Annotated in this window: 12 protein-coding genes; 8 read left to right on the top strand and 4 right to left on the bottom strand. The window is 38.9% G+C overall.

Annotated features, from left to right (window positions below; all coding sequences use genetic code 11):
- Window positions 1–141 precede the first annotated feature (141 nt).
- Together N480_RS02695 and N480_RS25195 are read right to left on the bottom strand one after the other, a co-directional pair.
- Complete coding sequence (locus N480_RS02695; protein WP_063370992.1) at window positions 142–855, bottom strand: hypothetical protein; 714 nt, start codon at window positions 853–855, stop codon at window positions 142–144.
- Between the two features lie 2,130 nt (window positions 856–2,985).
- Entirely contained in the window at window positions 2,986–3,141 is a 156-nt protein-coding gene (locus N480_RS25195) for a hypothetical protein (protein WP_155732745.1), read from the bottom strand.
- Between the two features lie 596 nt (window positions 3,142–3,737).
- On the opposite strand from N480_RS25195, the gene N480_RS02685 reads away from it, so the two are divergent.
- From N480_RS02685 to N480_RS02650, 8 genes are all read left to right on the top strand, one after another.
- The gene (locus tag N480_RS02685; RefSeq protein WP_231102215.1) at window positions 3,738–5,021 is read left to right on the top strand and encodes a dicarboxylate/amino acid:cation symporter; all 1,284 of its coding nucleotides are present in this window, start codon (window positions 3,738–3,740) and stop codon (window positions 5,019–5,021) included.
- A 259-nt stretch (window positions 5,022–5,280) separates the two neighbouring features.
- Window positions 5,281–6,171, top strand: coding sequence for a hypothetical protein (locus N480_RS02680; RefSeq protein ID WP_063370989.1), 891 nt, complete (start codon window positions 5,281–5,283; stop codon window positions 6,169–6,171).
- A gap of 224 nt (window positions 6,172–6,395) precedes the next feature.
- A complete protein-coding gene (locus N480_RS02675; RefSeq protein ID WP_063359116.1) occupies window positions 6,396–6,779 on the top strand; it encodes a response regulator in 384 nt (127 codons plus the stop codon).
- Window positions 6,776–7,687 (top strand): AAA family ATPase, encoded by a 912-nt coding sequence (locus tag N480_RS02670; RefSeq protein ID WP_063370988.1) that lies wholly within the window; start codon window positions 6,776–6,778, stop codon window positions 7,685–7,687. The genes N480_RS02675 and N480_RS02670 overlap by 4 nt, the downstream gene beginning before the upstream one ends.
- Complete coding sequence (locus N480_RS02665; protein WP_063370987.1) at window positions 7,687–8,637, top strand: DUF58 domain-containing protein; 951 nt, start codon at window positions 7,687–7,689, stop codon at window positions 8,635–8,637. The genes N480_RS02670 and N480_RS02665 overlap by 1 nt, the downstream gene beginning before the upstream one ends.
- On the top strand, window positions 8,627–10,576 hold the full coding sequence (locus tag N480_RS02660) for a transglutaminaseTgpA domain-containing protein (protein ID WP_081231716.1): 1,950 nt from the start codon (window positions 8,627–8,629) through the stop codon (window positions 10,574–10,576). Before N480_RS02665 ends, N480_RS02660 begins: the two co-directional genes overlap by 11 nt.
- A gap of 1 nt (window position 10,577) precedes the next feature.
- Window positions 10,578–11,900 carry a Na+/H+ antiporter family protein gene (locus tag N480_RS02655; RefSeq protein WP_063370986.1) on the top strand — a complete coding sequence of 441 codons (1,323 nt, stop codon included), beginning with the start codon at window positions 10,578–10,580 and terminating at the stop codon, window positions 11,898–11,900.
- Between the two features lie 194 nt (window positions 11,901–12,094).
- Entirely contained in the window at window positions 12,095–12,964 is an 870-nt protein-coding gene (locus N480_RS02650) for a 2-phospho-L-lactate transferase CofD family protein (protein ID WP_063370985.1), read from the top strand.
- A gap of 50 nt (window positions 12,965–13,014) precedes the next feature.
- On the opposite strand, the gene N480_RS02645 is transcribed toward N480_RS02650, so the two are convergent.
- Both N480_RS02645 and N480_RS02640 read right to left on the bottom strand, forming a co-directional pair.
- On the bottom strand, window positions 13,015–14,010 hold the full coding sequence (locus N480_RS02645) for a substrate-binding domain-containing protein (protein ID WP_063370984.1): 996 nt from the start codon (window positions 14,008–14,010) through the stop codon (window positions 13,015–13,017).
- Between the two features lie 144 nt (window positions 14,011–14,154).
- Window positions 14,155–14,835 carry a hypothetical protein gene (locus tag N480_RS02640; RefSeq protein WP_063370983.1) on the bottom strand — a complete coding sequence of 227 codons (681 nt, stop codon included), beginning with the start codon at window positions 14,833–14,835 and terminating at the stop codon, window positions 14,155–14,157.
- Window positions 14,836–14,870: the final 35 nt, after the last annotated feature.

Genomic DNA, 14,870 nt, shown 5'->3' with positions numbered 1-14,870 from the left:
ATTTTATTGGTAATTTTTACCTAAACATTTACCTATGGTAAAGGTATCCAAAAAAATCTTACGGGCTTAACCCTCGCCCGTAAGTTTCTGTTTAAATGTCTTTACTTCACAAGTTATCCCTGACCATCGCTTTTTGGATTGTTAATAGCAAACTCCTAAATACTCATTGTGTGAAGTCGTTTCATTTCTAAATTCATTCCAAAATGTCCAAGTCGCATATCCACTTTTTTTGGCGATAAAGTTGCTAACTCTGGTTTGAAAGCCAATGCCGTAGTTTTCTAATTGCGTTATTTGACTATAACTTCCGTTGTTTTTACAAGCAGTAAAATATGCTGAAGTGCTCTCAGAGCGGTCGCTGAATTTCCACGTCAATCTATTATCAATTACTTGAAACTCAGAAATAGAATCAGCTGCGCCTGTCCAGTTAGTATAAGTGTACTGGGTTACCTGTCTGCCATTGCACTCATACCAACCTCTGTCGTGACTCGATTTTTTTTGACATCCATGATCTACTTTTATTCTCACTTTTGCGTAAGGTGACAAATAGCAGTTTTGTCCGTTGGAGTCACAAATTTCAAGTTCAAATAGATGCTCACCACTCATATTTATTAGTCTAGTAAAGCTACGTTGTTTATAGCCCCTTCTAAAGGCAAACCTATCCTCTCCGTTGGGTTTGGTCACGTAGAGATTAAAAGTAGGATCAGGGAACTTTCCTGTCGCATAATTTTGCCAATCTAGCGTCGTGCTTTCACCCACTTCTATATTGTATTTGGAGGCGGTAAAAGCATAATGTGCAGAAGCTGAAAATGAGGCAGCGCTGATTAATCCAAGTAAAATGGTACATGTTTTTTTCACGATAATATTCCTTTAAAACGACAGTTAATTGATATTCCCACTTTCATAGTGGTCGCAAAATATAAAATAATGCATATTGAATTTTCTCGCAACCGCCTGCACTTTTCAAACTTCTCTTAGTTTGTAAACTTTTAAAAAGAGTGCGCTGAGGGTTTCAATAAAAGTACCTTATTATTCAATAATACAGGAAGTTTTATATTTATATATCACTGATATAAAACGTAAATTTTACTTTTGCACCTATCGCTATAATTCGTTATTTCACTCTAACAACACAACCTAAAAAAGCAATGTTAAACGACGTTATTTAATGTCAATAAGATAGAAAATCAAATTAAAGCAAACAGCTGGTATGTTTAAATACTTCAGCTTAAAATTGGTACTTGATGAAGACAAGTCATAATTGAGAATGTTTGATGAGCGAGATCGCCATCTTTCGGCTAGGCTAACTCGGTTTGTCGTGGTTAATCGATTAAGGCAAGCTGTTATAGCTCAATTTGATAAAAATAACCTGTTAAAAGGCTAAGGTCGTTTACCTAATTCAAATTCACACTGGAGTGGGAATCGGCTTAGTAAATAGGCGGAAGATTTTTCGAAATAACATCATCACTTGAAAGCACTTTGAAGTCACTCTAGGTAATTGGTGATAATTAAAATATTCATAATTGATGCAAATTATCTCACGAGTGAGACAAAACGAAAATGGACTCGTTAGTTTTTTAGTGTAAAAGGTGTACATACTATCATACGCTGGAAGCGCTGCATTTGTCGTTTTGCACAAGACCACTCCGCTCGACGAATAACTATTTTGGGTTTTTCTCTCCAACTTACGATACCTTTTTATTTGATGATTATTGCAGTTTTATATCGAGTTAAAACACTACCCTCCTCTGTGCTTGCCAACTGGCTTAAGAGTATCAAAAGTTATCAGTCGGCGTTTTGCGATAGCTAGTAGTAAACTATTGGTATTAATATATGGCTCAGTAGGTATGAGAGTGGCAGCTAAAAAATGTTGAATGTCATAATTCGTTTGATTTAAATTGCTATATTTATTGACCTTTTTATAAGTTGAAGACTGATATGTTGCCATATCGTCCAGAGCTGTAAGTAGTTTTTATAGTTTAAGCCGCGGCCTGACAAGCGATACAAAGGTTGGCTTAGTGTATGTTTAGATTGGACTCAGCTCCCACATATCAACTTTAAGTACTTTTTTATGGCTTTAGATATTCCAATATTCGCTGTTACAAAGTATCATAAATGAGCGCTTTAGCGATGAATCAACAATAATATTAACCCAAGCATCGTGGTAACTAACGCCGCCCAAGTGTCAGTTACAATAAATAAGCAGTTGCGTGTTATAGAAGTTAGCTTTATGCGCAAGACATAATAATAAAATCTACTATCGGTATTGTCATGGAAACAAAGGAAATAAGATACATCATCGAACATACGTTCAAACATGCATACAATTTAGGGAAAGAAGACTCTCTAAATGGTATTCATATATCTATTGATACAATATTTAATCATTACTTAGAAAGCCCAGCGGCTGACGAATTACTAAATATCCAACCTAGGAGGTTAGCTGAAGCTTAGAGGCTATAGTAATTCAGCCTACACAAAATAGTTTAACTAGATTTTTACTCATTCGATAAAGGACTTTGAAAAGAATGGTAGTTGAAGGTCACCGTAGGCTTGTTACTATTGAAAATTTGTTTGTAGTAGAAGAAGCTTATACCAATTTTTTGGGTGAGCTTTTCACACCTCCCCCGCGCTGTAGTAGTTTTCCTCTTTAAAATGGTATTCATAAATTGTTGTTTTATATGGCTTATAAAAAATCCATATCAAATGACTCACGCATTTTTACTCAGAGAGCGCTTTTATTGGTAAGTTCAATTAGTGATTTTGAGGTTGTCGTTAAAAAATTTAACTTAAATTGTCGGTACGCACCTTAGCCCCTATGTACGCATCCTGTTTGATATTGGAAATAGGTTGATTTAATGATGACTTATTGTACCCATAATGGTACTGCAATCGAATTAAACCGAAACTTTATTCATAGCACATTCTAAATAGTATCAACATTACAATAACCCACTTAGTTAAGTGGGTTATTAACTTACCTGTCGATTAGTAAGTGCGGCAAACAGCTAGAGCCGTACAAAAATGCGTGTAAGCTGAGTCTTTGGGCTTCCCACCTGCAATATTAGGTGTCATATTAACAGGCAAAGCTTTACTATCTTTTGTGAGGCTTTTTAGGCTCTTCTTGGATAATTGCATTTTCATGATACTTTCCTTTTGTGTTGTAAAAATAAAATATTCCCTAAGCCCGAATGCGGACTTGGTGTTTTTGTGCTTGTTATGGCTACTTTATTTGCAGGTCAAGTTCAGTTTACTTAAAGCTTTACGAAGTTAGTGATTTAATCACAAAGTAAATTGATTAAAAAATAACCTGTCAGTTTACGTTACTCGCTAATTTTGATGAATGCAATAGGAGTGTAGTAAAAACAAACGCCACATATTTGTTGCGTTTTTAGTTAAAAATTAGATTGTGGCATATATACTGCGATGCCATTCTAAAAACCTTCGGCTAATCCATGTAACTGTTAGCGTTATTTTGTGTATTCGTAAATTGTACTTTGCTGCATACATTGTTTTTGGAGCCAAAAAAAGATTGCTACCTTAATATTACTCTAGCATTTCAGCAGATTCTCAGTTTGAACGGTTGTGAAATAGTAGGCGTTCTCATACTGCTCTGCCGCTTTACTTACCTCATGAATAGATCCCGCTTTCAATGATCTCTCTTTGCATTGATGACCATCAACTTATTACGCATTACTTATTGATAGAGTCCGTACTGCAGACACATGGAGCGGCGACCAATGAATGACTTAAAACGGTTAGTATCAGATAAAAAAATGTTGTGGGCTCAAATCTTAATCGCCTTAGTACTGGGTGTGGTGATTGGTTTGATATTGTCACCAAAGGGAATGGCGGTATTGGGACCAAGCAGTGCAGAACAAGTGGCCCAGTGGGTGGCTTTACCAGGGAAATTGTTTCTAGCCCTAATTCAAATGGTTGTAATTCCGTTAGTTATGTCCTCTATTGTGTTGGGTATCGCAGGCAATAAAGATACGAACTTTTTAAAAAGGGTCGGCTTGCGGATTTTTCCTTACTTTGTGGGCACTACGCTCGTGTCTGTTTGTTTAGGTGTCGCGGTCGTGAGTCTGTTTTCTCCAGGTAGTTATGTTGATAGTGATTTACTGTCCAGTTTAGGTGTGAGCTCGGCCCTAGCCCTCTCTCAAGAGCCGGCAACTATAAGTATACCCGAAAGAGTTGCGGCAATGATCCCTGCTAATTTTACTCAATCAACACTAGATAAAGATATGTTTGCTGTCGTTATGTATGCAGGCTTTATTGGTGTGGCGTTAACAACTTTAATAGCCAAACAAAAAACACTGCTATTGGATCTTACTCAAGCAGTGCAGTCTTTGTCGTTGAAAATTGTTAATTGGGCAATGCGACTGGCGCCCTTTGCGGTATTTGGCTTGCTGTGTGATATTACTATTCGCATTGGGGTAGATGTATTATTGGGTGTATCAGCCTACGTTGGAACAGTAATCGCCGGACTTGTTTTATTGTTGGTTGTTTATCTTTTATTGGTCAGTATGGTGGGGCGTTTCAACCCAGTCCAATTTTTAAAATCCATAAAAGAAGCGCAATTACTCGCTTTTTCAACCTCTAGCTCAGCCGCTGTAATGCCATTGTCAATGCAAATAGCAGAACAAAAGCTCGCTGTTGAGAAGCCAATAGTACAATTTATTGTACCGCTTGGGGCGACGATAAATATGGATGGTACAGCGCTTTACCAAGTCATTGCGGCTTTATTTTTAACGCAAGTCTTCGGCATTCACCTTTCAGATAGCCAAATAGTCATGTTGATGCTCACAACCGTTGGTGCTTCCATAGGCTCACCCAGTACCCCAGGTGTAGGTATCGTGATTTTAGCTTCTGTATTGGCAAGTTTCGGTATTCCCCCTTCTGGTATAGCGCTAATACTTGGTGTAGACCGTATTTTAGACATGTGCCGAACTACATTAAATGTCACAGGTGATCTAACTGCTTGCATTATCATGAACCGTTGGCTTGCAAAGCATGTTGGGTAAGATAGTTTGACTTTAAAAAGCAAATAGTGAAACAGAGCGATAAATCACAAGATGCTTGCTGTGAATATTTGTATCGGATAAAAGCGCTCTGGAATTTAGCTGCTGACTATTGCTATGATTAAACAACTTTGAACGCTATTTTAGCTGTGATATCTAAAACGCTTTATTTTTAACATTTTCATATGATTAAGAGTAAAAGTATCTCTTTTTTGATTTTACACTACACTTTATAGAAGGTGGGCAGCATTGGGGAAAATGAGTGGGATGGTGTAACAAAATACAGCAAACGTTAGTTTTGCTGCTGTGTATTTGTGTTAATGCGCATGCTGCCCAAAAAGTACATATCTACTTAGATGATCAGCTTGATTTTGAGTTATTCAAAAATGCAAAGAGCAAACCGGAAAACATTGCTGGCGCAACGAATAAACTCGTTTTTGCTTACTTAGGTGAGCAGACGCAAGTTGTTTTCACCAAAGCCAGCTTTAATCGCACGATTAAAATTATGGAAAATGCTGATTTTCCAGCATGTACAGTCAATAAAATAGATACCGTTGATCGCACGTCAAAATTTTTATTTAGCCTACCCGTTAACTTCTATTGGTCGCATAAGCTATACACCTTTAACAATAACAAGACGAACATGGCTGCAGTCCTTAATGAAAAAGGTGAGATAAAGTCACTGCCAGAAATGTTCAAAGCTTTTCAAAACAAATTGATAGTGATTGCAGATAACTTTTCTTATGGTGATTTTTTGGATGCGCAATTGCGAAAAGTCGATCGGCAAAACTTGGTTATTCGTGGGGGGAGCGATCATTATGAAACGGTACATAGAATGTTTATTTTGGGACGAGTAGATTTTTTACTGAGCTACCCGGCTGAGTTTCACCGATACAGTAACAATGAAGAACTTCCTGTTCAGTCGTATCATATCGCCAATGCACCAAAAGTTGTGATCGGTCATATTATGTGTAATAAAAATGCATTGAGTGAAAAGTTTATAGCGCAAGTTAACTCTGTGCTAATAGAGCTTTATTTAAGTCAAGAGTTTATAGAAGCCCATACTGACTACTTACCTGCTACTGAGCATTCTGCGCTCGAAGAGTATATTAAGCAGTTTTATGAAGATAAAGTGATCAAGAACAATGCATAAAGTTAAGTATCAACTCTATTTTTATATTTAGTATCTATATGAAATTTATATATTTAATATGGAATTTATAAGATATCTGTACTTTAAAGTTAAATGTAGATTGTATTCAATGTTTTATTATGGAGTTGAGATATACAAAACGCAATTTAGATGGAAATAAAACATTGTTCTCCTTGGCGCCATGCCTTAGTATTAAATCAGTTGTTTTTAGATAGTATTACAATATGGAACTTGTTAGACCGTTAGAACCAATCCTCATCATAGATGACGTAGAAGAAGTACGCAGTTACTTAATCGAAATATTAGAAAACCTCGGATTTGAAGAAATCTATGAATCCAAGGATTTTTCTTCAGCTAAACCTCTACTTCAGTCAAAAGCACCCAATGTATTGTTTTTGGATATAGAACTTCCAGACACCGATGGTACGCAGATCTTAGAATATGTGAATGATAAGTACCCAAATACGCATGTCATTATGTGTTCGGGGCATAATAGTCTCGAAAATGTGCAAAATACATGGGAATTAGGAGCGAAAGGTTTTATTGCTAAACCATTCAATGCTAAAAAAGTCGATACAGTAATGAAAAGATTAGAAATGATCGCATGAATCAAGTCTCACAAAATATAATCTCTAAACTCTCTAAACTCATTTTAGGAAAGGATGAGCAACTTAAATTGGCATTATGCTGCCTCTTGAGTAAAGGGCATTTGCTTATTGAAGACTTACCTGGGATGGGAAAAACAACCTTATCTCATGGGCTGGCAAATGTACTTGGGTTAAGTTATCAGCGGGTTCAGTTCACAAGCGATCTTCTTCCTGCAGATATCACTGGTTCGAGCATTTTTAATACACAAACGCACAGTTTCGATTTTCATTCAGGCCCTATTTTCAGTCAGGTGTTGTTAGCTGATGAAATAAACCGTGCCAGTCCTAAAACGCAAAGTGCTTTGTTAGAGGCGATGGAAGAAGGACAAGTGACTGTAGATGGCACTACTTACGCTTTGCCGCAGCCATTCTTTGTAATTGCAACTCAAAACCCACTTCATCAATCTGGGACTCATCCACTTCCTGAGTCCCAGTTGGACCGATTTTTTATTCGAATTAGTCTTGGTTACCCAGATACTGAAGCTGAAAAGAGTTTAATTCTATCGGGCAATGATCGCGCAATAAAATCCGAAGACTTGAGTCTTGAGTTAACGACAGAGCAGTTGTCTGATTTACAACATCAGGTAATGACTGTTGAGTTATCAGAGCCGGTGGTTCAATACATTATTGATTTAGTGAGCTTTACCAGAGACTCAGGGGAGTTTGGGGATCCGCTTTCGCCTAGAGCGAGCATAGCATTGGGGCTGGCAGCAAGGGCGTATGCATTGATCTCAGGCAGAGAGTATGTGCTACCAGATGACGTGCAAGCAGTCTTTGGCCCCGTTGCAGGGCATAGGCTTAATATCCCCTGCAATGAGCAGTCACCGGTCATTGAGTCGATTTTCAACCGAGTTCCGGTGCCTATGTGATGGCATTGGGATCATATAAAGACTGGCTGAACAGCGTTATAACAAAAAAGCACTCTGCAAATACGATCACGCTTAGCCATGAAAATATCTATGTTGTCCCTTCAAAAAGTGGGTTTTTATTTTTATTTTTCGCACTGTTAAATTTTGTAATAGGTATAAACTACCAGAATAACCTCATACTTGGTGTTGCGTATCTTATGTTAATGCTGCAAATTTCAGCATTATTCTATGGTTATATGAACCTACACGGTATGCGACTTGAGCTTCTAGATATTAAAAGCAACTTTGTTGGTAACCATAATTTAGCAAAATTTCGAATCACACCATCAGCTGAAGTGTATTCGCTAAATATCTTTCACTCCGAGTTTGATAATTTAGATTTTCAGAATAAGCACTTCGACGTAAAACCACAAAACCAGATAATCAAGTTACACCTTGAACGAAGGGGTAAGTACAGTAGTGGAAAGTTCAAAATTCAGAGTAGCTATCCTTTTGGCCTCGTGAATGTATGGAGTTATTTGCTTCCGAACAAGCAATTTTATGTATACCCTGCTCCCCTCAAATGTGAACTCGATATTCAGAGTTCACTTGAAGCAGATAGCGATACCGGCGTGAAGTCAAAGCGTTCAGACAGCTTTGAAGATTTTAGTAGCCTCACAAAATATCAAAAAGGAATGAGTAAAAACCGTATATCTTGGCGTCATTTTGCAAAGAGCCAAGAGCTATTGGTTAAAGATTACGAGGGCGAAGAGCAGTCAATAAGCCACGTGTTAGACTTTTTCAAAGTTGAAGGTGCCAAAGAAACCAAGTTGTCTAAGTTATGTTATCAAGTGCTAGAGGCCGATAAGCAGGGTCACGAGTTTGCACTAAAGTTGCCTAATGCATACATCAAGATGGGGTCTGGCGAATCACATGTAACACGGTGTTTGGAGGCATTGAGTGAGTGCTAACGAATTTATAAAGCAAAACACGTTAATAACCTCTTTGATTTATTGCGCAATATCACTGTTGCTATTCCAAAGTTTGGGCTACGTGTTTTGTATTTCTATTATTTTGATTACTATTTTTAAACTGAGCTCTTCTTTAGGTGCTGTTAAACACCCATCAAAGCTCGTCGTTAATTTACTCGCCGTAACTGTGATAGTCGTGGTATTTCTGTCGCTAGGATTGAAAAATACGATCGAAATGTTTGTGGCTATGTTGTTAGGAGCGTGCGCATTAAAAATGTTGCAAGTGACCTGCACCAAGCAAGCGACATCGACTTATATACTTAACTTTTTTACCTACCCCTGCTTTTATTTATTTTCACAAGGTATTTTGGCATTTGCGTTTGTAGCTGCCCTGCTGCTTTTTAACTTGGCTCAACTATTTAGTATTTCCCACAATTTACCTATTAAGCATGCGTATAAAAGCTCCGTTAAAAAGTTTGTTTTTAGTTTGCCGCTCGCGATTGCAATGGTTTTGCTTGTGCCCAAGCTTCCACCATTTTGGCAATTGCCAAATGCGAAATCTGCGAATTCAGGTCTGTCGGAAAATGTAGATCCGTTTGAAATCTCAGAGCTGTCTCGTTCTTCAGAGCTTGCTTTTCGGGCATTGTTACCTTCGGCTGACATGTTTCAGCCACCGTTTTACTGGCGTGCGATAGTACACGACAGGTTTGACGGTAAAAAATGGCAAATGTCACGATTACAAGGTGTTGGCCTGCAAAGAACTTATCAACCAAAAGGATCTGTCTACTCTGTAATTGCAGAGCCCTCGAGTACCCGGTGGTTATATACATTAGGCGATGGGATCCCGGCAAGCAAAGGAATGGGAGTTAACAATTTTGGCACAATATTCCAGAAAAAGTTATCTAACAAACCTACCCAATATGAAGTATCGCCTGTCGACTTGGACGACGCACGTTTAACACGGTGGGAATACGGTATTAATACGCAATTGCCCCAAGGTTACAACCCGAGAGCTGTGGCACTGGCTCAGCAGTGGGACCAACAAAGCAACAACACGCAAGAGTTCATAACAAAAATGAAATCATTTTTTGTCTCTAGCGGGTTCAATTATAGTTTAACGCCCCCAGCGATATCAGAGAAACACAACGTTGATGCATTTTTATTTTCTACTCAGACAGGGTTTTGTGGACACTTTGCCTCTTCAGCTGCTTTTTTAATGCGAACAGCAGGTATTCCGACGCGTTTAGTATCTGGCTATCTGGGTGGAGAATTTAATCAACAAAGTAATTATTATGCAGTATATCAATATGATGCGCATGCTTGGGTAGAATACTATGTGCCTCAAATAGGCTGGCTTAGGTTAGATCCCACATCTTGGGTCGCGCCTGATAGAATGTTTGGCTCGCTGTCTGATTTAGCTGATTTGCAACAGGAGTTCCAGGATAACCTCGGGATCAGCTTAGCGTCATTTTCAAATATTCAAGCTATAAACTGGTTACGTTTACAGTTAGAGCAGTTGGATTTTCGTTGGACACAATGGGTTCTTAATTTCGATGATAAGAAGCAGTCTTCTTTACTAAAAATGCTGTTCGGTAATAAACACAATTACTTACCCGCACTTTCTGTGATTATATTGTTGATCACAACTTTTGGCGGGTGGTTTGCGTATTTGAATTTTAGAAATTGGAATAAGCAACCAAAAGAAATCAGACTCTATAATAGGCTGTTGGACTTTGGTAAGGTACAATCAGGCAGTCTAACACCAAAGCAGTCCGTTGAGTTATTAAAGCAAAAACTCCCTGATGTTGAAAATGAACTCACAGAGTTTTATGAGTTGTTTGAAACGGCAAGGTATAAAAACATTGCTCTTTCTCCGGCACAATACAAAAGGCTGTCTTATCTAAACAGGCAAATAATAAAAAAGGCAAAAATAAAATAATATGAATGCAGTAGCTATTGGGGTCATTTTAATGCTTGGCCTATCCCTCTATAGGGTAAACGTAATTGTCGCAATGACATTGAGTGCTTTAGTCGCGGGGTTAACCGCTGGTCTTGGTCTAGAGCAAACTTTAAATGCTTTTAATGACGGCCTCTCGGGTGGAGCCGAAATTGCTCTAAGTTATGCAATGCTTGGTGCATTTGCAGTTGCTATCTCTAAATCGGGCTTAACGTTAATACTCGCCAGTAAGCTATTGGGCCTTGTGAACAGTAAAAATGAAGACTCGGCCTCTTATTTAAGTATGCTAATTTTGTTAGTGATAATGGGGTGTGCGGTCGCTTCACAAAACTTAGTCCCTGTTCATATCGCCTTTATCCCCATCTTAATTCCGCCGTTGATCGTTATTTTTAATAAGTTGAAAATGGATAGAAGAGCTATTGCGTGTGTGCTGACTTTTGGACTAGCAACTTCGTACATGGTATTACCTTATGGTTTTGGGGGTATTTATTTATATTCAATTTTACATAAGAACTTGACCGACAATGGGCTTGAAATCATCAATACGGCAGTGCCTTATGCCATGATCATTCCTGCTGTTGGCATGCTGGTTGGTTTAATCGTAGCGGTATTCATCAGCTATCGAAAACCAAGAGAATATAGCGATGAAAGCCCAAGCAACACTCAAACAGACTTGCAAGTCGAAGACCAACGGAAAGTGCTAATTGCTGGTGGTATTGCTATTGTGTGCTCACTACTGGCGCAAAACGTGAGTGGGTCAATGATACTTGGTGGCTTAGTTGGCGTTATGATGTTTGCGTTATTTGGCTTAATAAAGTGGGATCAAAGTTCAGATGTATTCACTAAAGGTGTCGCCATGATGGCCATGATAGGTTTTATCATGATTTCTGCTCAGGGTTTTGCCTCTGTTATGAAGGAAACTGGTGACGTGGCATCTTTGGTCGCTGCATGCGCAGACGTTATTGGAGATAGCAAGCCTCTAGCGGCGGCCGTGATTTTACTAGTCGGTTTATTAATTACTATGGGTATCGGCAGCTCATTCTCTACCGTGCCTATTATAGCGACGTTGTTTGTGCCTTTATCTTTAGAGGTCGGATTTTCGGCGATGGCAACTGTGGCTCTAGTCGGCACAGCCGGCGCTTTGGGAGATGCGGGCTCGCCAGCGTCAGACTCCACCCTAGGTCCAACCTCAGGTCTAAACACAGACGGTCAGCACGACCATATATGGGATTCGGTAGTCCCCACTTTTATACATTTCAACATACCGTTACTTATCTTTGGCTGGATAGCTGCAATGGTATTGTGAATCTAGGGCCCGTAAGGGCTCTTTTTTAAGGTTCTTTCTATTCATTCTTAAATCGAAAATTGACTTTTCAGATTGAGAAGCAAACTGCGATTTTCCTCTTTTAAATATATAAAATATAAGCTAAAACAACGCTTTACTAATTGGCATGCATAGTGCAATTCAAGGTTAGTTTAACTAATTTTAAAGGTGACACTATGAAGGTCGTTTTTATTGGCGCAGGCCAAGAAATGCTAGGGATAATGAAAAAGCTCAAGCCCTTATGTCAAACAATGAGTGCGATTTGCGCAACGCCAGAAGCGAGTTTTGATATCGATAATAAATGTGCACTCTTATCTTATTCTCAGCTAGAAACGTTGCAAAATATGAGTCTTGCACTGTGCTGTAATAAAGAGCGTGATGAGACAAGGCATACTGCAAACCTAGAGCTTTTGTCACTGATGTGCAATACGCCGTCGGAGGCCATTAGCTACTTTAACAAATCACTGAATAGCGGCAGCTGCATTTATCCTATGTCGGATTATGCGACCGATCTGGTGGCGATTACAGAGTGTGGTAACACGGTTGTGGGCACCAAAAATATCGACGCCTTGGCTGAGTTCCCACGCGAAGTGTTTCTATCAAAAGATGTATCTTCACCTGTTGGTGCCATTGAAGCAATTGCTAATGCCGATTTGTTAATTTTTGGACCCTGTAATCCGATCACCGACCTTCTTCCTTTATTACTTATACAAGATATTAAAAACGCAGTACTCGAAACATCCGCGAGCAGATTATTAATTGATACCCCGATTTCCGGTAGCTTGCTTTTAAAAGGGTGTAGCGCTTCACGATATTTAGAGTGGATGAAAGAACAGATTGGTTACCAGTTTTTCGATGTGGCAATATCGAATCAGTTTACGGATATCCTTAGCTTTCATTATCGCGAAAGCAAATCGGACTCTCCCAAAGACATTGGCGATAATAACACGTTAGATATGATGGACGAGCTGTTCAAGGTACCAACTTTGGCAACGATTAACGCGATCCAGCAGTCAGGCATTAATTTGGAGCCTACGAGAAGTTAACTAGTTTATGGTGCGTGCGAGGGCGGCTACTCAGGTGGGTAGTCGCTTTTTTAATAGTTTACGGTACAAGTAGCTACGTTAGACTGATTACAGTAATGAAAATCAAGGTAGTATTCACTATTCAGCGGTTTAATGCCTTTTTTAACATAATGATAAAGGAGCTCCGCACTTTGCTTTCCCATTTCGTAAGGCTTTTGGCCAATATTCATACTTGATAAGTTATTGCTTAGCGCTTTGAGTTGGATTTGTTCCGTGTCGGCTGACAGGATGGTGATGATGCCGTTTTTAATACGCTGTTTGTAAGGAAGGAGTTTAGTTAAGTACTCTGGATTGAATTGAGCAAAACCGGCAACAGCTAAAAATATTGGGGGCTGCTTATAGTCTAAAATGGTCATAAGTTGGCTGAGAGAGTCGTCACGTCTACCCATTGTATACAAAGGACATCGGTCATATTCTATCCATCCTGAACTTCCATCTAGCTTCCCCCCCTTGCCTTCAGATAACGCATGTCTTACACCTTGTATGCGCTTATTCAAATTTGGTGTTGTTCTGTGACCCGATTGAATACAAATAGGTTGAGGATCTTGCTTTTTAAACTGTTTTGCAGCTTTTCCCAATGCAACGCCAAAATCGAAGTTATTAGTGCCTACATAGGCAAGCCGGTACTTATGGTGCTTTTCAAGGAGATCTGAATCGAAGGTGATAATCGGTATGCCTTTTTCCCGAGCTAATTCTAGAGCGCCAGATACCAAAAAATTAGAGTCTGTTGTGGATATTAAAAGCCCATCGATACCCTTATTGATGTACTCTTTGACTATTAATACTTGTGTTCGGACATCTTGATAATCATCCGCTCCATCATATATACAAGTGAGATCAGAAACAGTACGCGAAAATGCTTGGCAGCCCTTAAAAGACTGCTCATAAAATGAGTCATTTTTAGTTTTTCCAATCAAGGCGAACGTCAGCTGTGCAAAAACGTTTGAGCTGTATACCAGTAGGGGCAACAAGCTCCAGCCTAGTAGGTAAATAAACCTAATTTTCAAATGCTAAGTCCCTGACAAAATTGCAATTAGCTTGCGTCACATGCTATGAGTTTAACGCTTTTTGGGACTAAGGCAATGAAAAAGTGCATATCTTGCCTGTATGCTTTTTGCTCTAAACATTAAGTTTGATGTGACTAAGAGCAATTAATTTCTTGTGCTATGTACCTGTACTTTTTTCTTTTCAATAACAAGTTCAATAATGGCGATGTGCCTACCGAGTTTTGTTGCGAGTATATGGCTAAAAGCACCAAAGAAGTAAAGGATTGGAATAGCATAAGCAATAGATAGCACCCAGTCCAGTTCAATTTCGTTTAGTTTGTCTAGTGAAATGAGCAAAGCAAGCACACCTGGCGCAAAGCCAACTCTCTCTATAGAGCCCACAAGTAAAGAGGTGCGTTTCTCAAATGCAATTTTCTCTGCTTTTACTTCTAATAAAGTGAACTCCAAATCTTCTAAACTCTTTGAGTGCAAAAAAGACATATACTTTTTATCAAAACAGTCATTTAGTTTTGCATTGTTGTAAAGTACGGCAAGTGGGTTCTTGATGCTATCTCTTATTTCTTTTCGCCGTAAAAAAAATATGATGGCGGGATGAATGATTATTCCGATGTAGCCAAGCATCAACAGAATTAAGGAAGTTAGCTTGAATTGCTCTAATTGCGTTATTTGCCAAAGAAATGCGACAACTATCGCAACGATAATACTGGTGAGATAAGAAAGGTAGATTTTTATCTCAAATTGATTTGGTAAGTTTGAATGTGCGTTATGACTGATATTTTCCTTTCGGCTCAACCCTTTAAGTGCCCTATATATTGAGTCAGACATGTCTACCTCCTTTTATGGTTGTCTGCAATCCCCTG

Origin of the sequence: Pseudoalteromonas luteoviolacea S2607, assembly GCF_001625575.1 — a bacterium.
Classification (GTDB): Bacteria; Pseudomonadota; Gammaproteobacteria; order Enterobacterales; family Alteromonadaceae; genus Pseudoalteromonas; species Pseudoalteromonas luteoviolacea_E.
This window is presented reverse-complemented; position numbering and strand designations above follow the sequence as displayed.

Excerpts from the sequence above, each read along its gene's own strand:
- N480_RS02655 (WP_063370986.1), top strand. The coding sequence starts at position 10,578 with ATGAATGCAGTAGCTATTGGGGTCATTTTAATGCTTGGCCTATCCCTC.
- N480_RS02665 (WP_063370987.1), top strand. The coding sequence starts at position 7,687 with ATGGCATTGGGATCATATAAAGACTGGCTGAACAGCGTTATAACAAAA.
- N480_RS02670 (WP_063370988.1), top strand. The coding sequence starts at position 6,776 with ATGAATCAAGTCTCACAAAATATAATCTCTAAACTCTCTAAACTCATT.
- N480_RS02650 (WP_063370985.1), top strand. The coding sequence starts at position 12,095 with ATGAAGGTCGTTTTTATTGGCGCAGGCCAAGAAATGCTAGGGATAATG.
- N480_RS02675 (WP_063359116.1), top strand. The coding sequence starts at position 6,396 with ATGGAACTTGTTAGACCGTTAGAACCAATCCTCATCATAGATGACGTA.
- N480_RS25195 (WP_155732745.1), bottom strand. The coding sequence starts at position 3,141 with ATGAAAATGCAATTATCCAAGAAGAGCCTAAAAAGCCTCACAAAAGAT.
- N480_RS02685 (WP_231102215.1), top strand. The coding sequence starts at position 3,738 with ATGAATGACTTAAAACGGTTAGTATCAGATAAAAAAATGTTGTGGGCT.
- N480_RS02640 (WP_063370983.1), bottom strand. The coding sequence starts at position 14,835 with ATGTCTGACTCAATATATAGGGCACTTAAAGGGTTGAGCCGAAAGGAA.